General features: G+C 48.1%; 13 protein-coding genes and 1 tRNA gene. 7 read left to right on the forward strand and 7 right to left on the reverse strand.

What is annotated here, in order from left to right; genetic code table 11:
• Positions 1-46: 46 nt before the first annotated feature.
• On the reverse strand, positions 47-2203 hold the full coding sequence (locus LZU85_RS13695; protein ID WP_237287274.1) for an AAA family ATPase: 2157 nt from the start codon (positions 2201-2203) through the stop codon (positions 47-49).
• 98 nt (positions 2204-2301) lie between these two features.
• On the opposite strand from LZU85_RS13695, the gene LZU85_RS13700 reads away from it, so the two are divergent.
• Entirely contained in the window at positions 2302-3525 is a 1224-nt protein-coding gene (locus tag LZU85_RS13700; RefSeq protein WP_176298495.1) for a multifunctional CCA addition/repair protein, read from the forward strand.
• Positions 3526-3588: 63 nt separating this feature from the next.
• Here LZU85_RS13700 and LZU85_RS13705 read toward each other — a convergent pair whose 3' ends face one another.
• Genes LZU85_RS13705 through folB form a run of 3 tightly spaced genes read right to left on the reverse strand, consistent with a single transcriptional unit; the run spans position 3589 to position 5246 of the window.
• Positions 3589-4392, reverse strand: coding sequence for an undecaprenyl-diphosphate phosphatase (locus tag LZU85_RS13705; RefSeq protein WP_011078706.1), 804 nt, complete (start codon positions 4390-4392; stop codon positions 3589-3591).
• Between the two features lie 15 nt (positions 4393-4407).
• On the reverse strand, positions 4408-4890 hold the full coding sequence (gene folK / locus LZU85_RS13710) for a 2-amino-4-hydroxy-6-hydroxymethyldihydropteridine diphosphokinase (RefSeq protein ID WP_237287275.1): 483 nt from the start codon (positions 4888-4890) through the stop codon (positions 4408-4410).
• A complete protein-coding gene (gene folB, locus LZU85_RS13715; RefSeq protein ID WP_011078708.1) occupies positions 4887-5246 on the reverse strand; it encodes a bifunctional dihydroneopterin aldolase/7,8-dihydroneopterin epimerase in 360 nt (119 codons plus the stop codon). The genes folK and folB overlap by 4 nt, the downstream gene beginning before the upstream one ends.
• 123 nt (positions 5247-5369) lie before the next feature.
• Here folB and plsY point away from each other — a divergent pair, with 123 nt between their 5' ends.
• Positions 5370-5981, forward strand: a complete 612-nt coding sequence (gene plsY, locus LZU85_RS13720) for a glycerol-3-phosphate 1-O-acyltransferase PlsY (RefSeq protein WP_011078709.1) — start codon at positions 5370-5372, stop codon at positions 5979-5981.
• A gap of 89 nt (positions 5982-6070) precedes the next feature.
• Here the strand turns inward: plsY and LZU85_RS13725 are convergent, their stop codons facing one another.
• Positions 6071-6889, reverse strand: a complete 819-nt coding sequence (locus LZU85_RS13725) for an alpha/beta fold hydrolase (protein ID WP_237287276.1) — start codon at positions 6887-6889, stop codon at positions 6071-6073.
• Between the two features lie 121 nt (positions 6890-7010).
• A complete protein-coding gene (gene tsaD / locus LZU85_RS13730; protein ID WP_176298405.1) occupies positions 7011-8030 on the reverse strand; it encodes a tRNA (adenosine(37)-N6)-threonylcarbamoyltransferase complex transferase subunit TsaD in 1020 nt (339 codons plus the stop codon).
• 228 nt (positions 8031-8258) lie between these two features.
• Between tsaD and rpsU the strand changes: the two genes are divergently transcribed.
• From rpsU to LZU85_RS13755, 5 genes are all read left to right on the forward strand, one after another.
• Entirely contained in the window at positions 8259-8474 is a 216-nt protein-coding gene (gene rpsU / locus LZU85_RS13735; protein ID WP_001145625.1) for a 30S ribosomal protein S21, read from the forward strand.
• 30 nt (positions 8475-8504) lie between these two features.
• Positions 8505-8948: a GatB/YqeY domain-containing protein gene (locus LZU85_RS13740; RefSeq protein WP_176298404.1), complete on the forward strand. Its 444-nt coding sequence runs from the start codon at positions 8505-8507 to the stop codon at positions 8946-8948.
• 86 nt (positions 8949-9034) lie between these two features.
• Positions 9035-10798 (forward strand): DNA primase, encoded by a 1764-nt coding sequence (gene dnaG / locus LZU85_RS13745; RefSeq protein ID WP_176298403.1) that lies wholly within the window; start codon positions 9035-9037, stop codon positions 10796-10798.
• 99 nt (positions 10799-10897) lie between these two features.
• Positions 10898-12778, forward strand: coding sequence for an RNA polymerase sigma factor RpoD (rpoD, locus tag LZU85_RS13750; protein WP_237287277.1), 1881 nt, complete (start codon positions 10898-10900; stop codon positions 12776-12778).
• Between the two features lie 145 nt (positions 12779-12923).
• Positions 12924-12999: transfer RNA gene (locus tag LZU85_RS13755), tRNA-Ile, on the forward strand.
• A gap of 113 nt (positions 13000-13112) precedes the next feature.
• On the opposite strand, the gene LZU85_RS13760 is transcribed toward LZU85_RS13755, so the two are convergent.
• Complete coding sequence (locus LZU85_RS13760) at positions 13113-13829, reverse strand: SIMPL domain-containing protein (RefSeq protein WP_237287278.1); 717 nt, start codon at positions 13827-13829, stop codon at positions 13113-13115.
• Positions 13830-14112 lie beyond the last annotated feature (283 nt).

A 14112-nucleotide genomic window follows, 5' to 3' on the forward strand; every position in this document is an offset into this window, starting at 1 on the left:
GCCCGTTTTCTCTCACTCTTAGGCTGATGATCCTTTATTGCTGTCTTTAGCCTTTCCATTCATAGAGCGCTGGAATTTCGATCTGCTCTCCTTGGAACTCGATAATCACCGACTGCGCTGAAATCTCCACCAGTTGAATCTGGTTATCAATCCAATCACCTTGATGGAACTCCGCACCATTAATCTTCAACCAGCGACGTTTCGGATCGCTCGAATACATGTGTGTCTGCAAATTGAGTGGCGGCAAGCGCCCATGCCATTTTTCTCCACTCAGCTCGAGCCTTGAAACCGTTGACTCCGCTTGCGGGGAGTGGTCGGTTTGTGTCTCCACCAGCAAGGCATTTTCGACTTTTTGCGCCAGTTCTGGCGATAAGCCTGACAGGTCGAGGTTTTCAAACAGTCGCTCGTCCGCTGTTTTCTTTTCTTCACTCGGTATTGATGGGCTCGCGACCAAAGTGGGGCTTGTTTGATCGGCCACGTCGATAGCGTCGCCAGTTTCCGCCAATGGGTATGTTCTGGGAAGCGGTGCGAGCGAGGGAAACTCAGGATAGCGCATCGCCTGCTCTTCGCCTTGCTTCTCAGCCTTGGAGAACTCTCGCCACGGCTCGGACAATGAGACCATGTGCTGCAAACGCGCCAAAGTACGCTGACCGGCGATACCATCCTCGGTCATCGCTTGCCAACGTTGAAACCATTCCACTCGCTGCATCAGCTCAGCATTAAACTGCGTCGTCTTTAACGGTTCATCGTTGAGTGCTTTGGCGAGCAATTGGTCCAAAACTTCAATGGCCTCGCCGTGCATACCCAGGCGCAATGTCTCTCTCAGAGGCATAGGCCATAGATCGGTGACTTCTCCCCGCCATAACGACATCAATTGTGAAACCGTGAAGGTGAGACGTTGCTCGCCCGTAAGCAGAACGACGCGCTCTGAGTTGACTTCCAGCAAGACAACGTAAGCCAGTTGCCCTTCATGCTGCAGCGTCAACAACAAAGGGTGTGGCGTTTGCTGCAACTCTTGCCAGTTAAGTTGTCGGACTTGGCACTGGAAAATCGAGGTGGATGGCTGTTCACACAAGGTATCGATGCGCGTTGCTCGATATCCCCATAGTTTGTAAAGCGCTTCTAATCCTTGCGCTCGAGTGGTCATACGCGCGACAGCAGGCTCACCGAGCCACTCTGCATCATTCACCAAGATGTCTGGCACTGAAGGCGGTATAGGCAACTCGGTTGCAGGCCTGTCTAGCTCGATCTGAGGCGCAGTGGAAGCGACATTGCCAGCTGTGATCAAAGGCCAATAGCTGGCAATGGCCAACACTCCGGCAACGCAAGCCGCGGCTACAGAGACTTTTCCCCAAGGGAAAGACGAACGGTTTGAGGCTTGCTGATAAATCTCAGCCTGAAATGCCATCACATTTTGGCAAGCTCGCTCGACCGTCGCTTTTGTGATTTTTTTGTCGCCTTGGTGATAGCTCAATTGCAACGCTTTATCGCAAATCAAGTTAATCAGGCGGGGAATACCATGACTATACTGAGCAATCACTTTGGCGCTGGCGTGATCAAACAGGGTACGACTTCCCCCTGCGGTATGAATACGAAACGCAATGTAGTCTGCGGTTTCTTGGGGATTCAGTGGCAATAAGTGATAACGGCCTGTAATGCGCTGAGCAAGTTGCCGCAATTGTGTGGTCTGCAGTAATTGTTGCAGTTCAGGTTGCCCCACCAACAACACTTTTAACAGCTTGCGTGTTTCCGTTTCCAGATTGGTCAATAAACGCAACTGCTCCAATACATCCGCCGCCAAATGTTGTGCTTCATCAATCACCAACAAGGTTTGGATATTTTGCTGATGATTTTCCAACAAAAACTGATAAATGCGTTGGTTGAGCTGTTTAAGAGAAGCGTTGGCCGCGTAGCTCAAGCCAAACTCATCACAAATGGCTTCAAGCAGTTCGACACTGGAAAAGGTTGGGTTGAGCAGCAAAGCGGCACAGGTTTGGCCGTCAAGGTTGGCCAACATTGATTTTGCGACTGTGGTTTTCCCCGTCCCCACTTCCCCAGTCAGCATGGCAAAACCGCCCCCATCCCTGAGGCCAGCCTGTAAATGTGTGATGGCTTCACGATGGCGCTGACTTAAATAGAGATAGCGGGAATTGGGCACTATCGAGAAAGGCAGCTCAGAGAAACCAAAAAAATCCTTATACATACACAGACCAAAGGCAAATACGTCAATTGAATAGAGAGCAAAGTACCATTGCTTGCTACAATGTCCAGTCAGATAAGCAAATATTCGAGGTCACACGCGTGGAAGTTTACTTAGTGGGTGGAGCGGTAAGAGACAAGTTATTGGGTATTCCCGTCTACGATCAAGATTGGGTTGTCGTCGGTGCAACCGCGGAACAAATGCTCAATGCTGGGTACTCTCCTGTCGGGAAAGATTTTCCAGTTTTCTTGCACCCCAAAACCAAACAAGAGTACGCGCTGGCTCGCACCGAGCGAAAAACAGGCCAAGGCTACAAAGGCTTTGAGTGCTTTTTCTCCCCAGATGTGACTTTAGAAGAGGATCTCCTCAGACGCGACCTGACCATCAACGCCATTGCCATGGATAGCCAGGGCGCGCTTTATGACCCGTATGGTGGACAGCAAGATCTGCAGGATCGTATTTTGCGCCATGTGTCAGAAGCCTTTGTCGAAGATCCTCTGCGCGTGTTGCGAGTGGCTCGCTTTGCGGCCAAACTGGCACCACTCGGGTTTCGCGTGGCCGATGAAACCTTGCAGTTGATGCAATCCATTGTCGCTTCTGGCGAGCTGTCTGCACTGACCGCCGAGCGAGTTTGGCAAGAATGGCACAAATCGCTACTCACGCCTGCGCCACAGCAGTTTCTTGCTGTCTTGCGTCAGTGTGGTGCTTTGGCCGTGGTACTTCCCGAAATCGATGCTTTGTTTGGTGTCCCTCAGCCTGAAAAATGGCACCCAGAGATCGACACAGGCATACACACCTTGTTGGTCGCAGAACAAGCGGCGAAGCTGAGCTCGTCTGCAGTGGTGCGCTTTGCAGCCCAAGTGCACGACTTAGGCAAAGGCGTGACACCGCCAAGCGAATGGCCAAGCCACAAAATGCATTGCCACACCGGTCTTAAGTTGATTAAACAGTTGTGTGAACGCGTGCGCGTACCGAATGAGTTTCGCGATCTGGCTTTAATGGTGTGTGAGCAGCACTCCAACATCCATCGCGCAGCCGAGCTCAAGCCGCAAACCATGGTCAAAATCTTCAACAAACTGGATGTGTGGCGCAAAGCGGAGCGGTTAAACGATATCCTCCTTTGTTGCCAAGCCGATCATGCGGGTCGCCAAGGTCTGCAAGATCACCCTTACCCTCAAGCAGAACGGATCCAGTTAGCGTATCAAGCCGCGCTCTCTGTCGAGGTGCAATCGATCATTCAAGATGGGTTCAAAGGGCCAGCCATTCGTGATGAACAGGAAAGAAGGCGCACTGAAGCGGTAAAAACGGCGCTGCTCAACGCTTAAAAAACATAACGCCCACAGTTTCCTGTGGGCGCTATAGTGATTGTGCGATCAAGCAGCTCGAGATTAAGCCATTAACAGGTAAGCAAATAAGCCGACACCTAAGATCAATCGATAGATCACAAACGGCGTCATGCCCATACGTGAAATCATCTTCAAGAACAGGTGAATACACAGATAGGCACTAATAAAGGAAGTGACAATACCGGTTAGCAAAAAGCCGACATGAACGGGCTCGCCACTGGTCACTAATTTCAAGCCAAGATAAGATCCCGCCAGCGTAATGATGGGAATCGACATCAGGAAAGAAAAGCGCGCAGCCGCTTCACGAGTAAAGCCCAAGTAAAGCGCAGCGGTAATGGTCGCCCCAGAGCGAGAAGTGCCGGGAATCATCGCCAATGCTTGCGCAATACCAATAAACAAGGCTTTCTTCCAACCCGCTTGGTATTCATCATCCAGCAAAGAGGCATTCTTATCGACCCACCAAAGCAACAGACCAAAAATAATGGTCGTTGTGGCAATCACATAGGCACTACGCAGATAAACTTCGATGACATCTTTCATCACCAAGCCAAAGATACAGGCTGGGATCGTCGCAATCACAATCATCCACGCCAACTTGGCTTCTTTACTTCGTTCGCCTTTAAAAATCGACGCGAACAAAGCAGCGAAGAGCGTGATCACCTCTTTACGGAAATAGATCACCACAGCGGCTAAGGTACCGACATGCACCGCCACATCAAAAGCTAAACCTTGATCTTCCCAGCCAAGAATGGCGGAAGGCAGGATCAAATGCGCCGAACTGGAAATCGGCAAAAACTCGGTCAGGCCTTGAATCAAAGCCAACACAAACGCTTCAAAATAACTCATGGTTTACTCAGTTTTTTATAATGAAAAATCAACCACTTTCAATGTGTCGAGATCGCGTGCAGTTTGCCAAATCTCTTCCACGGTACGGCCATCTCCTGGAATCACCAGATCCGGCTGCAAATCATAAAGCGGTTGTATGACAAAGGGATATTTAAAGATATCACTGCGAGGCAGTTCAGGCTTTTGGCTCGAAATGCATTCGCCGAACAGCACAATATCAAGATCCAGTGTTCGATCCTGATACTTCGCCGCATTTTCTTCTCGGCCCCATCGCAGTTCGATTTGGCGGAGCTGAGAAGCCAATTCCTCTAACGTCATAGACGTATTGAGACGAATGACAAAATTGAAAAAGGCATGGCTGTCGAAACCAACAGCGGCACATTCATATATCGGTGAGGCTTGTAAGGCTTCGCCAAGCAAAGTGAGCTCTTGCCAAGCGGCTCGTGCGTGCTTTTCTCGCTCAATATTACTGCCTACGCCGATATAGACGGTGTTCATGCTTGGCCTCGCTCAATCACCACACCCACAGCGCGAGCTTGTGGAACGGCTCCCGGCTTAGCCAAGCGAATGCGAATCCAAGGCACTGAAAATTGAGTCATGATGAGCTCTGCCACTTCTTCCGCGACGCGTTCCACCAGTAAGAAACGACCGTTTTCAATGTGATTCAATACCGCCTCGCTCACTTGCGCATAATCCAACGCATCGGCCACATCATCACTTTTTCCTGCAGGACGATTGTCGTGCGCCATTTCGATATCCAACACCAATTTTTGCTTAATTTGCTGTTCCCAGTCGTAGACACCAATGGTGGTAATCACTTCCAACTGTTCAATAAACACTTTATCCAGCGCCATAATTTGTCCTTATAGAGGTCGGATACCCGAATGGGGTAAATTCATCGTATTATTTTTGCAATCGCGCTATGATAGCAACTACGCGAAAAATGAGCATTACTTTCCAATCATTTAGGGACTCACATGGACGCAATGGCAGTGACAATGACCATCATCGCCTACCTGCTGGGATCAATTTCCAGTGCGGTGCTGATTTGTCGTGTGCTGAGATTGCCCGATCCTCGAGGTGTGGGTTCAAACAACCCTGGTGCCACCAACGTGTTGCGCATCGGTGGCAAAGGTGCCGCCGCGGCCGTACTGCTGTGCGATATGCTCAAAGGGACCATTCCGGTTTGGAGTGGTTACTACCTCGGCATTGAACCCGTACTGCTTGGCGTGATAGCCATTGCGGCCTGCCTTGGTCATATGTACCCATTGTTCTTTCATTTCCAAGGTGGTAAAGGAGTGGCGACAGCGCTGGGAGCCATAGCACCTATCGGTTTAGATTTGACAGGGATGATCATGGCGACATGGCTATTGGTCGCGATACTCTTCCGCTACTCTTCATTGGCCGCTTTGGTCACCGTTTTACTTGCCCCGATGTACACTTGGATGATCAAACCCCAGTACACCTTGCCCGTAGGCATGCTCTGCTGCTTGATTGTGTTAAGACATCACCAAAATATCCGCCGTTTATTTACTGGTGAAGAACCCAAGATCGGTGAGAAAAAACTGCAAATGCCCAAGTCACAGTAAGCAAAATAAGAGACGACAAGCGAAATACGAGACGACGATAAACGTCAAAGGAATAGAAAATGGCCTCTCATGAGGCCATTTTCGTTCGCTTACTTGGCGTAAACTGCCGCGAGAAACGTCTCAAGCATTTGGTTAACAAACTCAACCTGCTCTAAGTTACTGATGTGGCCAGCGTTGGGAATTTCCACCAATTGACTGCCTGTGATCACATCGTGCATCAAGTAAGATTCAAACACTGGACGAGGTTTGTCCTGCTGACCAACGGCGATCAAGGTTGGCAAAGCAAATTTTTCCGCATCCTCAATCACATCGCGACGACCAAACACCATACGCCCAACTCTCGCCACTTCCACCGCACGCTCACCGGAAAGTGATGTTAAGCGTTGTTCGAAATCCGAAACCAATTGCGGGTTTTGCTCTTTCGCATCGTTGGCAAAAAACAGCGGCACCACCGCTTCCACAATCGGTGCTGGAACCATTTGGCTTTGCGCGATGGCATCCAACATGGCAAAGTATTTCTGATGGGTCACTTCTGGCTCTAGACCAATGAAAGTGTCCATCATGACTAAAGAAGTCACTCGTGCCGGTGCTTGTGAAACCAGTTCTGCTCCACACATCCCACCAACGGATAAACCGACAATAGAAAACATCTCAATGTGTAGATGATCCATCAACGCGAGCAGGTGTTGAGCGTAATCCACCAATGAATTGCAATGAGTTGGTGCGGACTCAGATTCCCCATGCGCCCACAAATCCGGCACAATACAACGATAAGACTGACTTAAAAATTCAATTTGTGGCGCCCACATCTGGCTATCCCACAAATAGCTATGACCAAATAACAAGACCGGACCTTGACCCACATCTTGATAAGCCATGCTTTTGCCATCGATGACGAATGTTTTCATTATTTTTCCTAAAATCAGCAGAACCTACGCAGGCAACACAAGATGCCATCCAGTTCCATGTTGAATACAAAGCAGCAAATTAAAAAAAACGGCCGCCTAAGCGACCGTAATTATACTGAGTTTATTTCATCACTGGCGTCAATTGATCAATTGGCCAGCGAGGTCGGGCCTCTACCGAAAGATCTGACACTTCATTGTTCTTCAAACGCTGCATACCCGCATACGCGATCATTGCACCATTATCCGTACAAAACTCGGTACGTGGATAATAGACATCCCCGCCCACTTTATGCGCCAGTTTTTCTAGCTCAGCACGAAGACGACGGTTGGCACTCACCCCACCCGCAATCACAATACGTTTCATGCCCGTTTGCTCTAGCGCGCGCTTACATTTGATCGCCAATGTGGCACAGACGGCCTCTTCAAATGCGTACGCAATATCGGCACGTGTTTGTTCATCATCACCATTCGCCGCAATGGTATTCGCGGTAAAGGTTTTCAAACCAGAAAAGCTCATGTCCAAACCGGGGACATTGGTCATCGGACGCGGAAACTTAAAGCGACCCGGCGTCCCTTTTTCGGCCAATTTAGACAGCAATGGACCACCTGGATAATCTAGGCCCATGAGCTTCGCCGTCTTATCGAATGCTTCACCCGCCGCATCATCAATGGATTCGCCTAGGATTTTGTACTCACCAATGCCTTTCACTTCCACCATCATTGAGTGACCACCCGAGACCAATACCGCCACAAATGGAAACGGCGGTGGGTTGTCTTCAAGCATAGGTGCGAGCAAGTGACCTTCCATATGATGAACCGGAACAGCTGGCACTCCCCAAGCGTAAGCGAGGCTTCGACCAATCGTTGCTCCCACCAAAAGTGCACCAACCAACCCTGGCCCTGCCGTGTAAGCAACACCATCAATATCTTTTGCTGTTAAATTGGCTTCTTTCAACGCCTCTTTAATAAGAGGAATGGTTTTCTTCACGTGGTCACGAGAAGCGAGCTCAGGCACGACACCGCCGTAATCGGCATGCAGTTTAATTTGGCTATATAATTTATGGGCCAGTAGGCCTTTTTCATCGTCATAAATGGCGATTCCTGTTTCATCACAGGAGGTTTCAATGCCGAGAATGCGCATAGTTTTCTCTGTATGCTCAGTGCTAATAGAAAATTTGCCGACATATTACCTCGCGCAGCCCAGACAAACAAATTTTGTACAGACAATAATCGACAAAAGGCTTTACAAAGGCGCAGGGATCGGATTAAAATTCCGCACCATTTTTGATCAAGCTGGTTAGAGACCAATCGCTAGTGATTTGTCTATTTTTTACCAGCGCTAACGAATAACCCCTGAGGTGAAAGGCATATGCCAGTAGTTAAAGTACGTGAAAACGAACCGTTCGACGTTGCTCTACGTCGTTTCAAGCGCTCTTGCGAAAAAGCAGGTATCCTTTCTGAAGTGCGTCGTCGTGAGCACTACGAAAAACCAACTACAGTTCGCAAACGCGCTAAAGCAGCAGCTCAAAAGCGTCACGCTAAGAAGCTAGCTCGCGAAAACGCTCGTCGCGTTCGCCTGTACTAATAACTGAGCTCCTGGTTAAGGAATTTAGTTATGGCTCTTATTGAACAACTCAAAGAAGAGCAAAAACTAGCGATGAAAGCCAAGGACAAACAGCGCCTTGGCACTATTCGTTTAGCCCTGTCAGCTATCAAGCAACGTGAAGTCGACGAACAGATCACTCTGAACGATGATGACATTCTTGCTGTGCTGACAAAAATGGTTAAACAACGTCGCGACTCTGTTACGCAATTTGAAGCAGCAGGTCGTCAAGACTTAGCTGATGCGGAAAAAACAGAAATTACAGTACTTGAAGAATTCATGCCTCAACCGCTGAATGAAGACGAAGTAGCCGCGCTGATCGACAGTGCGATTGCTGAGTCTGAAGCAGCAGGCATGCAAGACATGGGTAAAGTAATGGCTGTACTGAAACCGCAAATTCAAGGCCGTGCAGATATGGGTAAAGTAAGTGGTTTAGTTCGCGCTAAACTGGCTTAATTCCCGCACCTGTTTGCAGCAAGCCGTGCTATCCTCTGGAACGCACGGCTTGTTTGTATCTACCCTTCTCTTTTTTATTAGGTTTTATGGCAGGACACATCCCACGCAGTTTTATTGATGACCTCCTTGCTCGACTTGATATCGTCGACATCATCGACGCACGGGTGAAACTTAAGAAAAAAGGCAAGAACTACGGGGCTTGCTGCCCATTCCACAACGAAAAAACGCCTTCTTTCAGCGTTAGCCAAGAAAAACAGTTCTACCATTGCTTTGGTTGCGGTGCACACGGCAATGCCATCGATTTTATGATGGAATTTGAACGATTGGAGTTTGTGGAAGCCATTGAGGAACTTGCCTCTTATCTTGGTCTTGATGTTCCGCGCGAACAACACTCAACCAACACTAAATTCAGCCAAGCTCCTCAAGCCAGCAGTAGCCAAAAGCGCAGCCTCTACGATTTAATGGCCAGCATTAGCCAGTTTTATCGCAATCAACTGAAGCTTTCCTCAGGCAAAATCGCCATCGATTATCTAAAAAATCGTGGCCTTTCAGGCGAGATCGTACAGAAATTTGGCATTGGTTATATTGCCGATGAATGGGATTTGGTGCGTAAAAACTTTGGTCAACATCCTGAAGCACAAGAGATGCTGGTCGCCGGTGGTATGTTGATCGAGAACGAAAAGGGCAATCGCTACGATCGCTTCCGTGGCCGCGTGATGTTCCCCATTCGCGATCGCCGTGGGCGTGTTATCGGATTTGGCGGGCGAGTGCTTGGGGATGGCACCCCAAAATATCTTAACTCACCCGAGACCCCAATCTTCCACAAAGGCAAAGAGCTTTACGGCTTGTACGAAGTCCTACAGGCATATCGAGAGCCACCTCAAATTTTAGTGGTCGAAGGCTATATGGACGTTGTCGCGCTAGCCCAATATGGCGTAGATTATTCCGTCGCCTCGCTGGGAACGTCCACCACGGGTGATCATCTACAAGTGCTGTTCCGTCAAACCAGCACCGTCGTCTGTTGTTACGATGGTGACCGAGCAGGAAGAGAAGCGGCTTGGCGTGCCATGGAAAACGCATTGCCTTACTTAAATGATGGCCGACAATTGAAGTTCATGTTTTTACCTGATGGCGAAGATCCCGATTCGTACATTCGTCAATTTGGTAAAGCGCAGTTTGAGCAACAAGTGGCCAATGCCATGCCCCTGACAGAGTTCATGTTCAGCTCACTTGCTCAACAAGTTGACATGAGCAGCAAAGAAGGTATGGCGAAGCTCACAACCTTAGCAGTTCCTCTGATCGATAAAGTGCCTGGCGGCACTTTGCGTCTATACTTGAGGGAATTACTTGGCCGCCGTTTAGGCTTAGTAGATGAACGACAGCTGCAACAACTGATCAATCGCCAAGGCCAAACGGACAAAAAGCCACAGCCTCACCGTGAGCTAAAAAGAACACCCATGCGTGAAGTGGTCGCCCTACTCATTCAGCGCCCAAGTTTCTCGCAACTGGTGCCGGATTTAACCCCGGTCAAACATTTAACCATACCCGGCTTGAGTTTATTGATAGAAGTGCTTGAAAGATGCCAAGCACGCCCCAATATAACCACAGGCCAATTGCTAGAAAGCTGGCGTGGCAGCCAGAATGAACAACTTCTGTCTCGTTTAGCAGGTTGGGAAATCCCCCTCGACGATGACAATGAAGAAGACATATTTTTAGACTCGCTGGACAAGATTCTTGCTCAGTGTGTTGAAAAGCAAATTGAGAACCTGCAGGCAAAAGATAGAAGCATCGGCTTATCAGCCGATGAAAGAAGGGAGCTTATGGCACTCATGCTAGATTTAAAAGCGTAACCCTGTTTAATTAGTCAGCAACAATTTTATTTGCTATAGTTAGTGGTTTGCATTTCGCATACTAATTCCTTCACCAGATTACGAAGTTGGATACCGTCTATGGATCATAATCCGCAGTCACAGCTAAAACTACTTGTCATCCGTGGCAAAGAGCAAGGCTATCTGACCTACGCCGAAGTAAATGACCACCTACCTGCTGAAATCGTAGATTCAGAACAGGTGGAAGATATCATTCAGATGATTAACGACATGGGTATCAAAGTAGTAGAAACTGCTCCTGATGCCGATGACCTAGCACTGAGTGATGAAACAAACATTACCGACGAAGATGCTGCCGAAGCAGCCGCTGCTGCGCTTTCAAGCGTAGAAAGCGAAATTGGTCGCACTACAGACCCAGTACGCATGTACATGCGTGAAATGGGTACCGTTGAACTTCTAACTCGTGAAGGCGAAATCGACATCGCTAAACGAATTGAAGATGGTATCAACCAAGTACAGTCGTCTGTTGCTGAATACCCTGGAACCATTCCTTATATTCTGGAACAGTTTGATAAGGTTCAAGCAGAAGAGCTTCGTCTAACCGATCTGATTAGCGGCTTCGTTGATCCAAACGCAGATGAAACGATTGCTCCAACTGCAACGCATATCGGCTCTGAGCTTGCTGAATCTGATTTGGAAGATGAAGATAGCACTGACATCGACGACGACGACGAAGATGAAGACGAAGATGGCGACGGCGATTCAAGCAGCGACTCCGATGACGATGCTGGCATCGATCCTGAAGTAGCGCTAGAAAAATTCACTCAGCTTCGCAACAGCTATCAAAACCTTCAGCTTGCAGCAAATGAACATGGCCGAGAGAGTGCTCATGCCGCTCAAGCACATGAACTGATGCTCGATGTGTTTAAAGAGTTTCGTCTAACACCGAAGCAGTTTGACCATTTGGTTAACGAACTTCGCACCGCCATGGATCGCGTTCGTACACAAGAACGTTTGATCATGAAATCTGCGGTAGAAATCGCCAAGATGCCAAAGAAATCTTTCATTGCTCTCTTCACTGGCAACGAGTCAAGCGAAGAATGGTTAGATAAAATCCTAGCATCTGATAAGCCGTACGCAGAAAAGATCAAACTGCACGAAGAAGACATTCGTCGTTCAATCTCTAAGCTAAGAGCCATTGAAGAAGAAACGTCGCTGACTGTGAACAGCATCAAAGACATCAGCCGCCGTATGTCTATCGGTGAAGCGAAAGCTCGCCGAGCGAAGAAAGAGATGGTTGAAGCGAACTTGCGTCTTGTAATCTCTATCGCGAAGAAATACACCAACCGTGGTCTACAATTCTTGGATCTGATCCAAGAAGGTAACATCGGTCTGATGAAAGCGGTTGATAAATTCGAATACCGTCGTGGTTACAAGTTCTCGACTTATGCAACGTGGTGGATCCGTCAGGCAATCACACGTTCAATCGCAGACCAAGCACGCACGATTCGTATTCCGGTTCACATGATCGAAACGATCAACAAGCTAAACCGTATCTCTCGTCAAATGCTACAAGAGATGGGCCGTGAACCATTACCGGAAGAGCTGGCAGAGCGCATGCAAATGCCAGAAGACAAGATCCGTAAAGTACTGAAAATTGCTAAAGAGCCAATCTCAATGGAGACACCAATCGGTGACGACGAAGATTCGCATCTGGGTGATTTCATCGAGGATACCACGCTAGAACTACCTCTTGATTCTGCCACGGCCACCAGCCTAAAAGCAGCGACAAAAGATGTTCTTGCAGGCCTAACACCTCGTGAAGCAAAAGTACTGCGCATGCGTTTTGGTATCGATATGAACACCGACCACACTCTAGAAGAAGTGGGCAAACAGTTCGACGTAACACGTGAGCGTATTCGTCAAATCGAAGCAAAAGCATTGCGTAAACTGCGTCATCCAAGCCGATCAGAAACTCTGCGCAGCTTCCTTGACGAGTAACGCATACTCTTCTCAAGCAAAAAGGTGAGCTCTAGCTCACCTTTTTTGTTGTTTATCTCGCTAAGTGAATAAAAACTAAGCGCAATTAGCCGTAGCAACGTCTAGACACCCCGCGCGAGTTCTCCTATAATCTTTGCTCCAATTTGGCCCCTTAGCTCAGTGGTTAGAGCAGTCGACTCATAATCGATTGGTCCCCAGTTCAAGTCTGGGAGGGGCCACCAAATTCTAGAAGGCTCGTAGAGAAATCTACGGGCCTTTGTCTTTTCTGTTCTTGTCTATATCCGCTCTGCGATTACTTCCGATAAGCTTTGGTTCATTAGACCACTTCCCTCTGTCAATCAGAAAGATAGTATTGAACCGTCGAAACTAGACGAATGCGTTTAATATGTGGCGTGTTGTTATCTCTATCCATGATAGAAAACTGGCCTTGAGATGCCGTGCGGATTTTTCCAAGTGAACTATTGGAATCTTTGGCAAACTTCTCAGCCACCTCTCTCGCGTTATGTGTGGCTTCTTCTATCATTTCCGGCTTAATTTCGTTTAAGCGAGTGAAGCTGTAGACAATCGGGTTGTCGTAAGCATCTTGGTTGAAAACAATCCCCTTCTTGCCCAGCTGTCCAATGAGACTGATGGCTTGACGTACCGAATCAACTTTATTGCTGTACACCGTGATGGTTTGAATGGCGAGATAGCGATATTCCGCATTTGCTTCTCCCCCATATTGCTGAGCTTTCTTATCAATCACCGATGGTGCTGAAAACTGCACACTATCAGACAGTTCGCGCTCAGCTAAAAATGCAGTGATTAACTCAGCTTGAGCATCTACCTGCTCAAACAGTGCTTGAATATCATTGCTGGCAACCGTATAGCGAATCGGCCAAATGACCGTATCAGCAGGATACTCTCTCTCCGATAATCCCTTGACCGTCACAATGCGATCCAGTGCTTTGTATTGAATGGCCGTTTGTTGAACTTGATAACCCAATACGCCTAAGCCGACGATTAGGGACGCACCTAGAATCAACGCGGCTTTGGTTGTCATTTCTCTCATAACCTAACCTTTCAAAATCACCAAAACTCTCAAATCATACAACTTAGCGCAGTCAGTGCTTCAGTACTGAGACATGACACTAATTAGATAAAGAAACGGGAACCGAATTCGGTTCCCGCTTTCCAGAGCAGCATAACAAAGGTTTATTGACGTTTGCGTTATATTATTTTGTCCCGCAGTATCAACTTAACATCCAAACTTACATTTTGATGCAAAATTAGTATATTTTGTGAGCAGCAGATAATTTATTTCCATCATTTTACTTGTTGTTGCACGCACCTCT

Source organism: Vibrio floridensis, from assembly GCF_021852965.1.
In the GTDB taxonomy this organism is placed as follows: Bacteria; Pseudomonadota; Gammaproteobacteria; order Enterobacterales; family Vibrionaceae; genus Vibrio; species Vibrio floridensis.